Annotated in this window: 12 protein-coding genes; 3 read left to right on the plus strand and 9 right to left on the minus strand. The window is 71.5% G+C overall.

Annotated features, from left to right (window positions below):
• Positions 1-12 precede the first annotated feature (12 nt).
• The 7 genes from treZ to SFC76_RS07095 all read right to left on the minus strand — a co-directional run bounded on the left by treZ (position 13) and on the right by SFC76_RS07095 (position 9,541).
• A complete protein-coding gene (gene treZ, locus SFC76_RS07065; protein ID WP_322848784.1) occupies positions 13-1,707 on the minus strand; it encodes a malto-oligosyltrehalose trehalohydrolase in 1,695 nt (564 codons plus the stop codon).
• A complete protein-coding gene (gene glgX / locus SFC76_RS07070; protein ID WP_322848785.1) occupies positions 1,704-3,815 on the minus strand; it encodes a glycogen debranching protein GlgX in 2,112 nt (703 codons plus the stop codon). Before glgX ends, treZ begins: the two co-directional genes overlap by 4 nt.
• 119 nt (positions 3,816-3,934) lie before the next feature.
• Positions 3,935-4,186, minus strand: coding sequence for a hypothetical protein (locus tag SFC76_RS07075; protein ID WP_322848786.1), 252 nt, complete (start codon positions 4,184-4,186; stop codon positions 3,935-3,937).
• Positions 4,187-4,338: 152 nt separating this feature from the next.
• Positions 4,339-4,890 carry a DNA-3-methyladenine glycosylase gene (locus tag SFC76_RS07080; protein ID WP_322848787.1) on the minus strand — a complete coding sequence of 184 codons (552 nt, stop codon included), beginning with the start codon at positions 4,888-4,890 and terminating at the stop codon, positions 4,339-4,341.
• A gap of 197 nt (positions 4,891-5,087) precedes the next feature.
• Complete coding sequence (locus SFC76_RS07085; protein WP_322848788.1) at positions 5,088-8,267, minus strand: helicase-related protein; 3,180 nt, start codon at positions 8,265-8,267, stop codon at positions 5,088-5,090.
• Between the two features lie 269 nt (positions 8,268-8,536).
• Positions 8,537-8,788 carry a glutaredoxin domain-containing protein gene (locus tag SFC76_RS07090; protein ID WP_038662469.1) on the minus strand — a complete coding sequence of 84 codons (252 nt, stop codon included), beginning with the start codon at positions 8,786-8,788 and terminating at the stop codon, positions 8,537-8,539.
• 57 nt (positions 8,789-8,845) lie between these two features.
• A complete protein-coding gene (locus tag SFC76_RS07095) occupies positions 8,846-9,541 on the minus strand; it encodes an arylesterase (RefSeq protein WP_322848789.1) in 696 nt (231 codons plus the stop codon).
• A 29-nt stretch (positions 9,542-9,570) separates the two neighbouring features.
• Between SFC76_RS07095 and SFC76_RS07100 the strand changes: the two genes are divergently transcribed.
• Together SFC76_RS07100 and SFC76_RS07105 are read left to right on the plus strand one after the other, a co-directional pair.
• Positions 9,571-10,233 carry an ABC transporter ATP-binding protein gene (locus tag SFC76_RS07100; RefSeq protein ID WP_322848790.1) on the plus strand — a complete coding sequence of 221 codons (663 nt, stop codon included), beginning with the start codon at positions 9,571-9,573 and terminating at the stop codon, positions 10,231-10,233.
• Entirely contained in the window at positions 10,230-12,728 is a 2,499-nt protein-coding gene (locus SFC76_RS07105) for an ABC transporter permease (protein WP_322848791.1), read from the plus strand. Before SFC76_RS07100 ends, SFC76_RS07105 begins: the two co-directional genes overlap by 4 nt.
• 160 nt (positions 12,729-12,888) lie before the next feature.
• On the opposite strand, the gene SFC76_RS07110 is transcribed toward SFC76_RS07105, so the two are convergent.
• Together SFC76_RS07110 and SFC76_RS07115 are read right to left on the minus strand one after the other, a co-directional pair.
• Positions 12,889-13,959, minus strand: a complete 1,071-nt coding sequence (locus SFC76_RS07110; protein ID WP_322848792.1) for a spore photoproduct lyase family protein — start codon at positions 13,957-13,959, stop codon at positions 12,889-12,891.
• Positions 13,956-14,279 carry a hypothetical protein gene (locus SFC76_RS07115; protein ID WP_416222401.1) on the minus strand — a complete coding sequence of 108 codons (324 nt, stop codon included), beginning with the start codon at positions 14,277-14,279 and terminating at the stop codon, positions 13,956-13,958. The genes SFC76_RS07110 and SFC76_RS07115 overlap by 4 nt, the downstream gene beginning before the upstream one ends.
• A gap of 103 nt (positions 14,280-14,382) precedes the next feature.
• On the opposite strand from SFC76_RS07115, the gene SFC76_RS07120 reads away from it, so the two are divergent.
• A complete protein-coding gene (locus tag SFC76_RS07120; RefSeq protein ID WP_322848794.1) occupies positions 14,383-14,979 on the plus strand; it encodes a GDSL-type esterase/lipase family protein in 597 nt (198 codons plus the stop codon).
• Positions 14,980-15,132: the final 153 nt, after the last annotated feature.

Genomic DNA, 15,132 nt, shown 5'->3' on the forward strand with positions numbered 1-15,132 from the left:
TCTGCGCGCCGATCATTTCGCGATCCAGGCGCGGAAGCGTTCGCCTTCGGCGTGGAGGAGTTCGCCTTCGCCTTCCGGCAGCGGTGCCGGATCGTAGGCGAGATCGAGCGCGATCGTCAGGATGCTACCGTCGCCGAGCCGCCAGCGGGCGGTGACCGCCGCCTCACCGGTGGCTTCGGCGCCGATGGCCTGCGCGCCCGCGAGATGCGGCACGATCGCGCGCTGGCGCAGCGCGATGAGGTCGCGGATCAGCGTCCTCCAGCCGTGGGCGTCCGGCCCGGGCTCGGGTCGCGAGTGTTCGAAGGTGTCGGGGGCGTTGGGGTCGGGGATGCGTTCGCGTGCCGCGGGATCGGCGAAGGCTTCGAACTTGGCGAATTCCCTGCGCCGGCCTTCGCGTACCGCGTCGGCCAGGTCGTCGTGGAAGTCGGTGAAGAACAGGAACGGGGTCTCGCTGCCCTCCGTATCGCCCATGAACAATAAAGGCATCTGCGGCCCGAGCAGCAGCAGCGCGGTCGCGGCGCGCAGCCGGGCGGTGTCGGTGAGGACGGTGAGCCGCTCGCCGAGCGCGCGGTTGCCGACCTGGTCGTGGTTCTGGAGGAAGGCGACGAAGCGCGTAGGCGACAGATGCGCGCTCGGCGTGCCGCGCGGCGTGCCGTCGTGATTGGCCGATGGCTCGCCCTGATAGACGAACCCCTCGGCGAGGCAGCGCGCGAGCCGCTCGGCGGGATTGTCGGCAAAGTCGCTGTAATAAGCGCTGGTTTCGCCCGTGAGCAGGACGTGGACGACGTTGTGGAAATCGTCGTTCCACTGCGCGTCATAGGCGCCCTCGCGGAGGCGTTCGGCGTCGTTGCGCTCGTTTTCGAGGACGAGGTGGATGTGGCGGTCGGGGAAGGCGGCGCGGATCTCCGCCGCCATCGCATCGAGGAAGTCGGGATCGTCGATCGCGTGGACCGCGTCGAAGCGCAGGCCGTCAATGCGATACTCGCCGAGCCACATCAGCGCATTGTCGACGAAGAAGCGATGCACCGCCGCCTGCTTCACCGCGACCGCGCCGCCCCAGGGGGTGTGGACGTCGGCGTCGAAGAATTCGGGGGCATAGGCCGACAGGTAATTCCCGTCGGGGCCGAAATGATTGTACACCACGTCGAGGAAGACCGAGAGGCCGAAGGCATGCGCCTCGTCGACCAGCGCCTTTAGGTCGGCGGGGGGGCCATAGGCCTCGGCGGGGGCATAAGGCAGGACGCCGTCATAGCCCCAGTTGCGCGTGCCGCCGAAGGCGTTGACCGGCATCAGCTCGATCGCGGTGATGCCGAGCGCGGCGAGCGTCGGGATCTGGTCCATGACGCCGCGGAAGCCCCCGAGGACGCCGGCGTGAAGCTCGATCAGCACCGTCTCTTCCCACGGCCGGCCGCGCCAGTCGGGCACGCTCCAGACGTAGGCGGGGTCGATGACGAGGCTCCAGCCGTGGACGCCGCCCGATTGCGCGCGGCTCGCCGGATCGGGGACGGCGAGGTCGCCGATACGGAAGCGGTAGCGCGTGCCGGCGGGGGCGTCGGCGGTGGCGGCGAACCAGCCGTCACCGTCCGCGGTCATCGGAATCGTCGCGCCGCCGTCGATCTCCAGCATCACCGCGTCGCGCGCCGGCGCCCAGAGCGCGAAGCGGGTGCGGCCGTCGTCGCGCAGCTCGGCGCCCCAGCGGCGGCTCATGCCGCGTCGTCCTCGAAGCGCAGCGTCCAGGTGACGAGCACCGCGCTCTGCGGCGACACCTCGTAGCTGTCCTCGATCGCGATTTCGCCCTGGTCGGGCTTGGCGCTGTCGATCAGCACGATACGGCCGGCATGCGGCGGCGGCAGATGGAAGGTCACCGGATCGGGCGAACCGTTGAGCAGCAGCGAGATCGCCTCGACCTCGCCGGCGTCGTTGCGGCTGGCGCGGCGCATCATCAGCGCGCGGCCTTCCGGATTCTGCCAGTCCTCGGGGCTCAGCCGCTCGCCGCGCTCGTCCCACCATTCGACGTCGTTGATGCCGTGGCCGGGCGAATCCTGCCCGTAGAGGAAGGTCGCGGCGCGCAGCACGGGGTAGCGGCGGCGAAGATCGGTGAGGCGCGCGACATAGTCGATCTGCGTCTGGCCCGTCTCGCTCGCCGCCGCCTGCCAGTCGAGCCAGCTGATCTCGTTGTCCTGGCAATAGGCGTTGTTGTTGCCCTGTTGCGTCCGGCCGAATTCGTCGCCGGCGACGAGCATCGGCGTGCCGAGCGAGGCGAGCAGCGTCGTCAGCATCGACCGCTGGACGCGGCCGCGTGCGTCGTTGATCGCGGGATCGTCGGTCGGGCCTTCGTGGCCCCAGTTGCGCGAATGGTTGTTGTCGTGGCCGTCGCGATTGTCTTCGCCATTGGCCTCGTTGTGGCGCTCCTCGTACATCACCGTATCGGCGAGCGTGAAGCCGTCATGCGCCGAGAGCAGGTTGATGCTTGCCCACGGCCGCCGCGCACGGCGGTCGAACAGGTCACCTGACCCCGCGAGCCGCGCGGCAAGATCGGCGCGCTGGCCGGCGTCGCCGCGCCAGAACTGGCGGACGGTGTCGCGGTATTTGTCGTTCCATTCGGCGAAACCGGGCGGAAAATTGCCGAGCTGATAGCCGCCAGGGCCGACGTCCCACGGCTCCGCCATCAGCTTGAGGCGGCCGAGCACCGGGTCCTGCCGCACCACGTCGAAGAAGGCGGCGCCGGGGTCGAAGCCGTCGTCCTCGCGCCCCAGCGTCAGCCCGAGATCGAAGCGGAAGCCGTCGATGCCGAAGCTCGTCGCCCAATAGCGCAGCGAATCGGCGACCATCTGGACGACGCGGGCGTTGCTGAGGTTGAGCGTGTTGCCGGTGCCGGTGTCGTTGATCGTATAGCGCGGCTGATCCTTGACCAGCCGGTAATAGCTCGCATTGTCGAGCCCGCGCCACGACAGCGTCGGTCCCTTCTCCGAGCCTTCGCAGGTGTGGTTGTAGACGACGTCGAGGATCACCTCGATCCCCGCCTTGTGCAGGCGGTGGACGGCGCGGCGCAACTCGTCCTGGCTGTCGGTCGACATATAGGCCTGTTCGGGCGCGAAGAAGCCGAGCGTGTTATAGCCCCAATAATTCTTGAGGCCCTTCTCTTGCAGGAAGCGGTCCTGCGTGAAGGTCTGGATGGGGAGCAGTTCCAGCGCGGTGACGCCGATCCGCTTGAGATGCGCGATCACCGCAGGATGGCCGAGCGCGGCATAGGTCCCGCGTTCGCGCGGCGGCACCAGCTCCATCAGCTTGGTCAGGCCCTTGACGTGCGCCTCGTAGATCACGGTTTCGGACCAGGGCGTGTTCGGTCTGGTGTCGCGCGACCAGTCCCAATGATCGTCGACCACCACCGCCTTGGGCATCGCCGGCGCGCTGTCGCGCTTGTCGAAGCTCAGGTCCTCGCGCGCGTGGCCGACCTTGTAGCCGTGCAGCGCGTCGGTCCACTTGATCTGGCCGTGCAGCCGCCGGGCATAGGGATCGAGCAGCAATTTGTTGGGATTGAAGCGATGGCCGTTCTCGGGCTCGTAGCGGCCGTGCGCGCGATAGCCGTAGATCAGGCCGGGCGCGGCATCGGGCAGATAGCCGTGGAACACCTCGTCGGTACATTCGGGAAGCGTGATCCGCTGCAACTCGCGCTTGCCGGAGGGATCGAAGACGCAGAGTTCGATACGGTCGGCATTGGCGCTGAAGACCGCGAAATTGACGCCGAGACCGTCGAAGGTCGCACCAAGCGGATACGGCGAGCCCGGCTCGAGCCGGTCGGGCAAGGAATGCACGTCTTAGGAACCCCCATATTGATCTCGCTGCGCCAAACGCAGGTGCAGCATGGAAGCTCCCGACCGAAAATTCACGCGCGCGCGGCGCGCCGGCGGTCGGGCCGGCGCGCCTGCTCGGGTCAGCGCTTGGCGAGGGGGTCGAAGCCGGCGGCGCGCCACTGGCTGAGCGATTTGCACTCGCGGCGGCGGATGTGCGAACCGGTGACGTCGTCGACCAGGCAGACGCGCGGGTTATAGTCCGGGCGCGCCAGCGTCGCGGCGGCGGCGGCCGCTGCGGTCGCGACGGGGGTGGCGGATGCGGTGGGTGTCGAGGCGGGCTGCGGCGCGGCGGTGGCGGACAGGAGCGCGGCGGCGATGGTGGTGATGAGCATGATGTTCCTCCCAAGGACACAGCCCGATGTGGCTGTACCCGTAGCAGTGCATTATGCATGCCAAACACCTCATAGGAGGGCGGCGGGCGTTTTCGGGGCGATTTGCGCCGCGTGGCGCGCCAACATCTGGTTTCTGGCGCCGAAGCTCGGGATCAGCGCGCCGGCTTGCTGAGGAAGCGCGAGCCGACCGCGCAAAAGCGCCACGGCGTCTCGACGGCGCGGGTGATGCCGATGCGCGTGCCGGCGTGGGTCGGGATGGCGGCGCCGGCGGCGGCCAGCGCGAACGGCGGCAGGTCGAGCGCGGCGCCGTCGAGCGCCTTGTCGACGCCGAGCGCCTGGCAGAGCCGCCCCGGTCCGGCGCAGAGCAGGCGCGGATCGGCGAGCCCGCGGCGGGCGATCATCGTCGCGATGCCGTCGGTCGGTTCGAGCGCGCGGATCAGCACCGCACTGCCCGGACGGCAGACGAAATTGAGGCACCAGTGGATGCCGTAGCTGCGATAGACATAGGCGTGGCCGGCGGGACCGAACATCGCCGCGTTGCGCGTCGTCGGCCCGTTCGCGCTGTGCGAGGCGGGGTCGTCGGCGTCGTAGGCCTCGGTCTCGACGATCGTGCCGCCGACGCCGTCGATCCGCATCGTCGCGCCGATGAGGTCGCGGGCGACGCTCGCGACGTCGCGGTCGAAGAAGGCTGGGGGTAGCGGCATCGCGATGGGGTTAGGCGGGGGAGGCGTTGCGGCGCAAGCGTGTCTCCTTCCCTGCAAGGGAAGGACTTATTGGAAGGAGCCCGGCCCACCTAATATCTCTGCGACAGGCCCCCAGTGCTCCTGCGAAAGCAGGAGCACTGGGCTGATCCCGTGCGGACTATCGCTGCGATTTCGGCCATGGGCAGAAGATCAGCGGGTCAGCCCCATTCCTCCAGCAGCGTCTCGACCCGCTCGAGCCGGGCGGAGGCGTCTTCGATCCGCTCGGCGAGGATCAGGCGGCCGTTCTTCTCCTTGAAGCCCTCGGGCGGGGGGATCGGTTTGCGCGGGGTGAGCGCGATCGCGGCCGGTCCGGCGTCGATGCGCTGGATGTCCGCCGCGCGCGCGGCGACGCGGATGCGGGCGATGGCGAGCAGCAGCCGCACCGCGTCGGGCAGGTCGCCGAACCGGTCCTCCAGCTCGTCGGTAAGAGCGTCGAGGCCGTCGACGTCCTCGATGCGGGCGAGCCGCGCGTAGGTGGTGACGCGCAGCTCCTGTTCGGGCATCCAGTCGTCGGGCAGGCGGCCGTCGATGCCGAGGTGCAGCTCGGGGCTCCAGCGCTCCACCGTCTCGCCGCGTGCGGTGCGCAGCGCGCTTTCGAGCAGATGCTGGTACAAATCGATGCCGATCAGCTTCATATGACCGGCCTGCGTCTCGCCGAGCAGATCGCCGGCGCCGCGCATGTCGAGATCGCGCGCGCTGATCGCGAATCCCGCGCCGAGCCGGTCGAACGCCTCCAGCGTCTTCAGCCGTTTGAGCGTGCGCGGTGCGATCGTCGCCTCGGGGTCGGTGAGCAACAGGACCTGACCGCGGCGGATGCCGCGACCGACGCGGCCGCGCAACTGGTGGAGCTGCGACAGGCCGAAGCGGTCGGCGCGCCAGATCACCATCGTATTGGCGCGCGGCACGTCGAGCCCCGCCTCGATGATGTTGGTGGCGAGCAGCACGTCGCCGTCGCCGCCGGCGAAACGCACCATCGCCTCGTCGATCTCGGCGGCGGGCATCTTGCCGTGCGCCTGGACGATATCGAGCTCGGGCACCGATTTGGCGAGCTTCTCGGCGAGGGGTGCCATGTCCTCGATCCGCGGCACGACGACGAAGCTCTGGCCGCCGCGGGTGCGCTCGCGCAGCAATGCGGTGCGCACGACGGTCGCGTCGAACGCGCCGACGACGGTGCGGATCGGCTGGCGCCGCGCCGGCGGCGTGGCGATCACCGAGAGCTGCTGGAGCCCGATCAGCGCGGTCTGGAGCGTGCGCGGGATCGGCGTCGCGCTGAGCGTCAGCACGTGGCCGGCGCCGAGGTCGCGCAGCCGCGTCTTGTCGGCGGCACCGAACCGTTGTTCCTCGTCGATGATGACGAGCGCGAGGTCCTTGTAGGCGATGCCCCTGGCGGCGACCGCGCCGGTGCCGACGACGACGTGCACCGATCCGTCGGCCAGACCCGCCTTGATCCGCTTGCGGTCGGCGGCGGCGGTGAGGCGCGACAGGCCTGCGACGACCACGCCGGTCCCTTCGAACCGCGCGGCGAAGCTTTCGAGATGCTGGCGCGCGAGCACCGTGGTCGGCGCGGCGATCGCGACCTGATGGCCGGCGAGCGCGGCGATCGCGGCGGCGCGGAGCGCGACCTCGGTCTTGCCGTAGCCGACGTCGCCGATGACGAGCCGGTCCATCGGCTTGCCCGAGGCGAGATCGTCGCGCACCGCGGTGATCGCGCGTGCCTGATCGGGGGTTTCGGTAAAGGCGAAGCCCGCCGCGAAGCGTTCGTAGGCGGCGATGTCGGGAACGAGCCTGGGCGCGGCGCAGCGGTCGCGTTCGGCGGCGAGCGCGGTGAGGCCGCGCGCGCTTTCGGCGATGGCGGCGTCGATCGCGCCGCGCCGCTTGAGCCAGCTCGCGCCATCGAGCTTGTCGAGCGTCACCGCCTCGGCATCGGCGCCGTAGCGCCAGATGCGGTCGGCCTCGGCGACGGGGACGAGGCGGACGCCGTCGTCGGCATAGGTCAGCGCGATGGCGTCGCCGGCATCGTCGGGCAGGGGTTGCAGGCCGCTGACCACGGCGAGGCCGTGTTCCTCGTGCACGACGACGTCGCCGAGGCGGATCTCGCCATAATCGAACAGGCCGGTGTCGGCGACGGGGGTGGTGGGATCGTCGCGCTCGGCACGGCTGCCGAGCAGGTCGGCGGCGGCGATGGCGAGCACGCCGTCGCGGTGGAAGCCGCGATCGGCGGCGAGCGGGAGGGTGTGGACGCTGCCCGGCGCGGCGGCGACGATCGCCGGCCACGATCCGGCTTCGGCGACGGGCAGTTTGAGCGTCTTGGCGATGCGCCGTTGCAGGAAGCGCAGATCGCGCGGGCCGCCGAGGATCGCGAGCCGGTCGCCGGCGTCGATCGCGGCGCGTGCCGCCTTGGCGAAGGCGCGCATCGGCGCCTTGCTCTCGACGAAGCGCGGCGGCGGGTCGCCGGCTCGCGCCAGCGGCGGCATCGCGCGGTCGGCGACCGCCTTGCGCCAGCGGGCGTCGCCGAGCGTGTCGGTGATCGCGCGGGTCGGGCGGCGCTTGGCGGCGTCGGCGGCAAGCGCGAGGAAGCGCGCGCGGCGGGCGTCGGCGGCGGGTTCGAAGCCGATGCGTGCGTCGGGTAGGTGGTCGCAGAGCGGCACGCCCTCGTCGGCGAGCGGCGGTTCGGCGACGCGGCCGAGTTCGCGCGTGTCGATGTCCCCCGTGGTGCGCTGGTCGCCGGGATCGAAGCAGCGCAGGCTGACGACGTGGCCGTCGCCGGCCTCGACGCGCAGCGGCAGGCCGGCATCGGCGGGGAAGACGTCGAGCACTTGGCCGCGGAGCGCGATCTCGCCGGGCTCGTCGACGGTTTCGTCCGGAGTGTAGCCGATCTCGGTCAGGCTGGCGAACAGCGCCTCGAGATCGATCGGCGCGCCGGCATCGACGCGCGGCGGGGCGGCGGCGAAGGATTGCGGCGCGGGATAGGCGCGGGCGAGCGCCTCGCCGGTGGTGATGCAGGCGATGCGCGGCCGCTCGGCCGCGTCGAGCAGCAGGCGGATGCGGCGTAGCGCCGAGACGCGCTGGCCGACGTTGCCGGGCGAGGCGGGGGCGGCGTCGCCGGGCAATGCGTCGCTGCCGGGGCAGAACAGCACCTCGGCGTCGGGCATCGCGAGCGCGAGCGCATGGCTGAGCGCGACACCACGCGGTTCGTCGGCGACGGCGTAGAGGAGATCGCCGGCAGCGAGCCGTTCGGCGAGCGCGGCGGCGGTTTCGGCAATGCCGAGCGGGTCGGCGAGCGGCGGTTCGGGAGCCAGCAGGGGGGCGGCGAGGGAAGGGCTGGCTTTGGCCGGCATAGACCTATGTTGCCTTTCGATAGGGAATGCTGCCGAACGGCCGGTCGGCGGCGACGTTCCTTCCCCGCCAGTGCGAAAACTGTGGATGATATTTGCGGCCGCGACTCAAGGACTTGGCGGGGCGGGCCGGCATATCCTCGCCGTTTTACGGACGATGATGGAAGTCAAAGCTGCGCTTCTCCGTCACCCCTGATCAAGTCCGGGGTGACGAACTGAAGGGTGTCGCAGGCGCGGCGCCGATCAACGTCGATCGGGCTTGGCCGCTCGGGTCAGTCGACCTGGGCCAGATAGCGTTCGAGATCGTCGCTGCCGCCGATCTGTTCGCCGTCGATGAACACCAGCGGCGTCGTGGCGACGTCATGCTCGGCCTTGAACGCCTCGACCTCTTCGCGCGAGCGGAGAATCTGGTCGTCGACCTCGAAGCCTTCGGATTGCAGGATCTGCTTGGCGCGGACGCCGAACGGGCAGATGTGGTCGGGCAGAACCATGCGGTACAAAGTGGCGGTGCGGCTGTCGGCCATGTCGGGTCCTTTCGGGAACACTCGCGGCTATAGCGCGGCAGCGTCGCGTGCGTTCCGTCAGCCGCCGGGTTTGAGTCCGGCGGCGACCAGCGGGGTGAGCCGGTCGGCGATGCGCGCGACGCCGGTCGCATTGGGGTGGACGCGGTCCGCCTGCATCAGCTTCGGATCGCCGATCACGCCGTCGAGGACGAAGGGGTAGAGGCCGGCTTGGTCGCGCTTCGCCAGATCGGGCCAGATGCGGTCGAAGGCGGCGACGTAATCCGCGCCGAGATTGGGCGGTGCCTTCATCCCGGTGAGCACCACCGGCAGGCCGCGCTCGTGCAATGCGTCGAGCATCGCGGTCATGTTGGCGCGCGTCTCGGCGGCGGGGAGCTGGCGCAGCACGTCGTTGCCGCCGAGGCCGAGCAGCACGAGGTCGGGCTTGCGCGGCAGATTATCGAGCACGAAGCCGAGCCGCTGCCGCCCCGCCGCGGTGGTATCGCCCGAGACGCCGGCGTTGACGATCGTCGCGTTGATCCCGTCGCGCCGCAGCCGTGCCTGCACCGCATCGGGCAGGCTCTGGCCGCGATCGAGGCCGTAGCCGGCATAGAGGCTGTCGCCGAAGGCGAGTACCAGCCGTTCGGGGCCGGCCGGCCGCCGGGCCGTCGCGGTCGCGGTCGCGCTGGGTGCCGGCGTCGGCGTCTGCGCCGGCCGGTCGCAGCCGGCGAGCATCAGGGCTTGGCCGAGCGCGGCCGCTGCCGCATAGCGTATCATCAGCCCCTTCAAGGCCTTGTCCTCCCGATATGACCGAACCCGCTATGGTGATCGACGCGCGCGATGTCACGCTGACGCTCGGCGAAACCGCGATCCTGCGCGGTATCGACCTCTCCGTCGGGCGCGGGGAGAGCGTCGCGCTGCTCGGTACCTCGGGATCGGGCAAATCGTCGCTGATGGCGGTGCTCGCCGGGCTGGAGCGGGCGAGCGGCGGGCGCGTAACCGTCGACGGGCTCGACTTCGGCCGCCTCGACGAGGATGCGCTGGCGCGCGCGCGGCGTGGCCGGATCGGGATCGTGCTCCAGGCCTTCCACCTGCTGCCGACGATGACCGCGCAGGAGAATGTCGCGGTGCCGATGGAGCTGGCCGGGGCGGCGGATGCGTGGGAGCGGGCGGCGGCGGAGCTGGCGGCGGTCGGCCTGGGCCACCGGCTCGATCATTACCCCTCGCAATTGTCGGGCGGCGAGCAGCAGCGCGTCGCGATCGCGCGGGCGCTCGGGCCGCGGCCGCCGCTGGTCTTCGCCGACGAGCCGACCGGCAATCTCGACACCGCGACCGGCAGCGCGATCATGGACCTGCTGTTCGTGCGCCGCGCGGCGATCGGTGCGACTTTGGTGGTCATCACCCACGATCGCAGCCTCGCCGAACGTTGCGACCGGGTGGTGACGCTCGCCGACGGACGGATCGTTTGAGCGGCTGGGCCTCGGCGTGGCGGCTGGCGCGGCGCGAACTCGACTGGCGCTTCCGGGGGTTGCGGCTGCTCGTCGTCTGCCTGTTGCTGGGCGTCGCGGCGCTGGCGGCGATCGGCGGGCTCGCCGATGCGGTGGGTCGCGAACTGGCGGCGCGGGGTGCGGTGATCCTGGGCGGCGACGTCGAATTCGCGGTGTCGCAGCGATCGGCGAGCGAGGCCGAGCATGCGGCGCTGGCGCGCGCCGGCGCGGTGTCGCAGACGGTGCGGATGCAGGCCAATGCGGTCGCCGGCGGCAGCGCCGCGCCGATCCAGTTGAAGGCGGTCGATACCGCCTATCCGCTCTACGAGCGGGTGACGCTGGCGGGCGGGCGGCATGTCGGCGCGCCGCCGCCGGGGCAGGCGTGGATCGCGCCGGCGCTCGCCGAGCGGCTGCGCTTGCGTCCCGGCGCGCGCATCATGGTAGGCGCGGCGCGGCTGACCGTCGGCGGGATCATCGCCGACGAGCCCGACCGGCTCGGCGAGGGGTTCACGCTCGGCCCGGTCGCGATCATCGCGATGACGACGCTGCCGGCGACGCAATTGGTCCAGCCGGGCAGCCTCTACGAGACGCGCTATCGCCTGCGCCTGCCGGCCGGCAGCGACCCGGCGCGGATCGCCAAGGCCTTCGAGGCGCGTTTCGCCACCGCCGGCTGGGAGAGCAAGACGCGCGAACGGGCCTCGCCGGGGGCATCGCGCTTCGTCGACCGGATGGGCGAATTCCTGACGCTGGTCGGGCTCGCCGCGCTGGCGATCGCCGGGATCGGCGTCGGCAATGGCGTCGCCTCGTTCCTCGCCGGGCGGCGCGGCGGGATCGCGACGCTCAAGGTGCTCGGCGCGACCAGCGCCGATGTCGCCCGCCTCTATGCGATCGAAATCGGCGCGGCGGCGCTGGTGGGGATCGCCGGCGGGCTGGCGGTCGGCATCGCGGCGGTGCCGCTGCTCGGCAAGGCGCTCGCCGGCGCGCTGCCGGTGGTGCCGGACCTGACGATCGCGCCGTGGCCGTTGCTGCGCGCGGCGGCCTATGGCCTGCTGATCGCGATCGCCTTCGCCGCGCCGCCGCTCGCCGCGGCGGGGGCGACGCCGGCGGCGGGGCTGCTCCGCGGCGCGCTCGCACCGATGCGCGCGGCGTCGTGGCGGGGGCGGGGGATCGCGCTCGTCGCCGGCGGCGCCGCGGTCGCGCTGGCGATCGCCACCTCGGCGCAGCCGGCGATGGCGGCGAGCTTCCTCGCCGCGGTGGCGGGCGCGCTGCTGCTGCTCGCCGGGCTCGGCCGGCTGGTGCGCGCGACGGCGGGGCGGCTGCCGCGGTCGCGCCGGCCGCTGCTGCGCCTCGCCATCGCCGCGCTGCACCGGCCGGGCGCGCGCACCGAAGCCTTGGTGGTGGCATTGGGGCTCGGGCTGACGCTGTTCGTGCTGCTCGCCGCGATCCGCACCAGCATCGACGCCAATATCGCCACCACCGTGCCGGCGCGCGCACCGGCGCTGTTCGCGCTCGACGTACCGCGGCCGCGCGCGGCGGAGTTCCGCCGTATCGTCGGTGCGGCGGTGCCGGCGGCGGTGGTCAAGACGGTGCCGATCCTGCGCGGCACGATCACCGGCTATCGCGACATCCGCGTCGCCGACCTCAAGACGCTGCCCGAGGGCGCCTGGGCGCTGCGTGGCGAACGCGGCCTGACCTATGCCGCGGCCCTGCCCGAGGGGAGCACGCTGGCCGCCGGTCGCTGGTGGCCGAAGGACTATGCCGGGCCGCCGTTGGTCTCGGTCGACGCGCGGCTCGCCAAGGCGCTCGACCTCCGGATCGGCGATCCGCTGACGGTCAGCCTGCTCGGCGTCGAGCGCACCGCGCGCGTCGCGTCGTTCCGGCAGATCCAATGGGATACTTTGGGGTTCAACTTCGTGCTGGTCTTCTCGCTCAACACGCTGGCGGACGCGCCGCACAATCTGGCGGCGACGATCGACCTGCCGCGGGGGCGCGAGGGGCGGGTGACGCGCGCGCTGCTGGCACCTTTCCCGTCGGTGTCGGTGATCGAGGTGCGCGGCGTGCTGGCGCAGGTGCGCGATCTCGTCGGGCAGGTCGCGGCGGCCATCGCCGCGGCGGCGGGAGTCGCGGTGGCGGCGGGGATCGCGGTGCTGATCGGCGCGATCGCCGCGGCGCGCGAGGCGCGCACCTACGACGCGGTCATCCTGCGCACGTTGGGGGCGACGCGCGGGCAGTTGCTGGCGGCGCAGGCGCTCGAATATCTGCTGCTCGGCGCAGTGGTGACGGTGGTGGCGCTGGCGCTCGGGCTGGGCGGGGCGTGGTATGTCGTGGTGCGGATGTTCGACTTCGCCTGGGCGCCCGATCCGGTCGCGGTGGGCGTGACGCTGCTGGCGGGGCTGGGGGTGACGCTGGGTATCGGACTGGCGGGCGCGTGGCCGATATTGAGCGTGCGGCCGGCGCGGGCGCTGCGGGAGGTGTGACCCCAATTCCTCCCCCGCAAGGGGGAGGTGGCACCGCTTAGCGGTGACGGAGGGGGAGGAAAGGGCGGGAGCTTCGTTATTTGGCTCCCGCCCTTTCCTCCCCCTCCACCATCCGGCTTGCGCCGGACGGTCCCCCTCCCCCTAGCGGGGGAGGAATTGGTCATGTCCAGTATAGCACTCGCGCTTGCGGCAGGTGCCGCGCCACCTCCGCCGCGAAGAAGCGCTTCATCGTGCCCATTGTCTCGGCGTCGTAGACATATTTGAGCGAGCCGAATTTGGTCCGCTTCTCCACCCGGTTCTCGGCGCCCATGTCGAGCTTCGAGGCCGGATACCAGCTGTCCAGCACCGCCTTCGACCCCGGCGTGTAGCGGTGGGTGATCAGCTCGATCGTGCAGTCCGTCGCCACCCCGGCGAGCGCGGCACCGGCCTGCGCGAGCAGCTCGCCATAAGCGTCTTCCCAACCCGGCGCGGCGATGATCGGCGCGATCGTCAGGCCGATCGGATAGCCGGCGCGGCCCATCCGCGCGAGCGCGGCGAGCCGTGCCGCAACCGGACTCGTCCCGCCCTCGAACCGGGCGAAGCGCGCCGGGTTGATCGAGGCGCGCATCCGCGTCCGCCCCTGATGATCGAGCGCGAGCAACGGCTCGACCGCGTCGAACTTGCTGGTGAAGCGCAATTGTACCGGCGCCTGCCATGCCCCGAACGCCGCGATCAGCGCCGACAGCGATCCGGTGAGATGTTCGAGCGCGAGCGGATCGGTGTAGCAGCTCGCTTCATAGGTCGTCCCTTCGTCGGCACGCGCCGCGGACCGCGAAGTAACCGTTCCCTCGCCGAGATACTGCGGCAGCGCGGCGACGATCGCGGGCAGATTGGCATAGGCGCGGGTGATCGGCGGCCCCTTCAGCGAGCCCGCGAGATAGCAATAGCTGCAATGCGCCGGGCAGCCCTCGGCAAGGTCGACGCGCCAGTCGGCGGAGGGCGCGATCGGTTGCAGGCGCAGCTTGCCCGGCGGCGCGACGACCACCGCCAGCGTCTTCTTGGCGGCGGCATAAGCGGCGGCGGCCTCGTCGGGCAGGCCGAGCGCCAGCCGGTCGGAGGCGAGCCGCTCGACGGGGATGCCCAGCGCCTCCGCACGCGCCGCAATGGCGTGGCCGTGCTCCCACGCCAGCGCCGAGCGGGTGATCAGGACGCGCCGCGGCAGCCATGGGCGCGTCGCCGGGATGTCGCTCACGGCAGGGCCTCGAACCAGGCGGCGTACGGCGTATTCGCCGCCATGTGGCGGTTGAGATCGGGCGTGCCGTCGTCCCACCACACCGGGCCGCGCTCGCCCAGCGCCTGTTTGGCGGCGTCGACGCGGCTGCGGGCGTCGCGCTCGGCAGCGGCATCCTCGGCGCGCAACGCGGCGCCGACGTCGCGGCGGGCCTGCATCAGATCGGCGACCAGCGCCGCGCGGCGATCTTCGCCGAGCGCGGGGTTGCTGCGGCGCCAGAGGCGTCCGCGTACCACGATATAGCGGCCATCGGGGGTCGTCGGCGGGTCGGCATCGCGCATCGGGGTCCAACGCACCAACCCGCCGCGCGTCGCAAGCCATTGGCGCAAGGTGGAAAGATCGCCGGCGCCGCCTACATCACGGACGATCTTCCAAGGACATGAGATGATTCCATCGCCGGTTTCCGCCGAACCCCTGCTGCTGGCTTATGGCGATAGCCTGATCGCCGGTTACGGCCTTGCGGCCGCCGATGCCTTTCCGGCCCGGCTCGAACAGGCGCTGCGGAGCGACTGGCCCGATGCGGCGGTGATCGCCGCGGGTCGGTCGGGCGACACGTCGCAGGATGCGCTCGCGCGGCTGCCGCGGACGCTCGCCGGCCTGTCGCACCGGCCCGATCTCGCCATCGTCCAGATCGGCGCCAACGACGTGCTGCTGGGCATCGCGCCCGCGCGGATGCGCGCCAATCTCGATGCGATGCTGACCGAGTTCGCGCGGTGCGGCATCGCCGTGCTGATGACCACGATCGAGCCGCCCGCTGTGTTCGCCGAGCGGACGCGGGGCTATGCCGGCATCCACGCCGCGGTGGCGGAGCAGCATGGTGCGGCGACCTGCGCCTTCTTTCCCGCCGGCGTGCTCGGCCATCCCGCGATGACGCTGGCGGACCGCATCCACCCCAATGCCCGCGCGATCGGCCTCGTCGTCGATCAGGTCGCGCCCGCGGTCACCGCGGCGCTGCGATCCGCGCTGAGGGCGGCGGCCTGACGCTCGCCTTCGCGCAGGTAGCGGGCGGGGCTAACGGTTCTTCGCGCCGTTCGAAGAAGCGGGCCCCGGCGCGAGGCCGGGGTGAGGGGGTGGGTTTGGAACACGGGCGACTTACAAAAGCTCATATGCCATTGCCCTGCGGGCGAGGGGGAC

Source organism: Sphingomonas sp. CD22 (assembly GCF_034556155.1).
Classification (GTDB): domain Bacteria; phylum Pseudomonadota; class Alphaproteobacteria; order Sphingomonadales; family Sphingomonadaceae; genus Sphingomonas.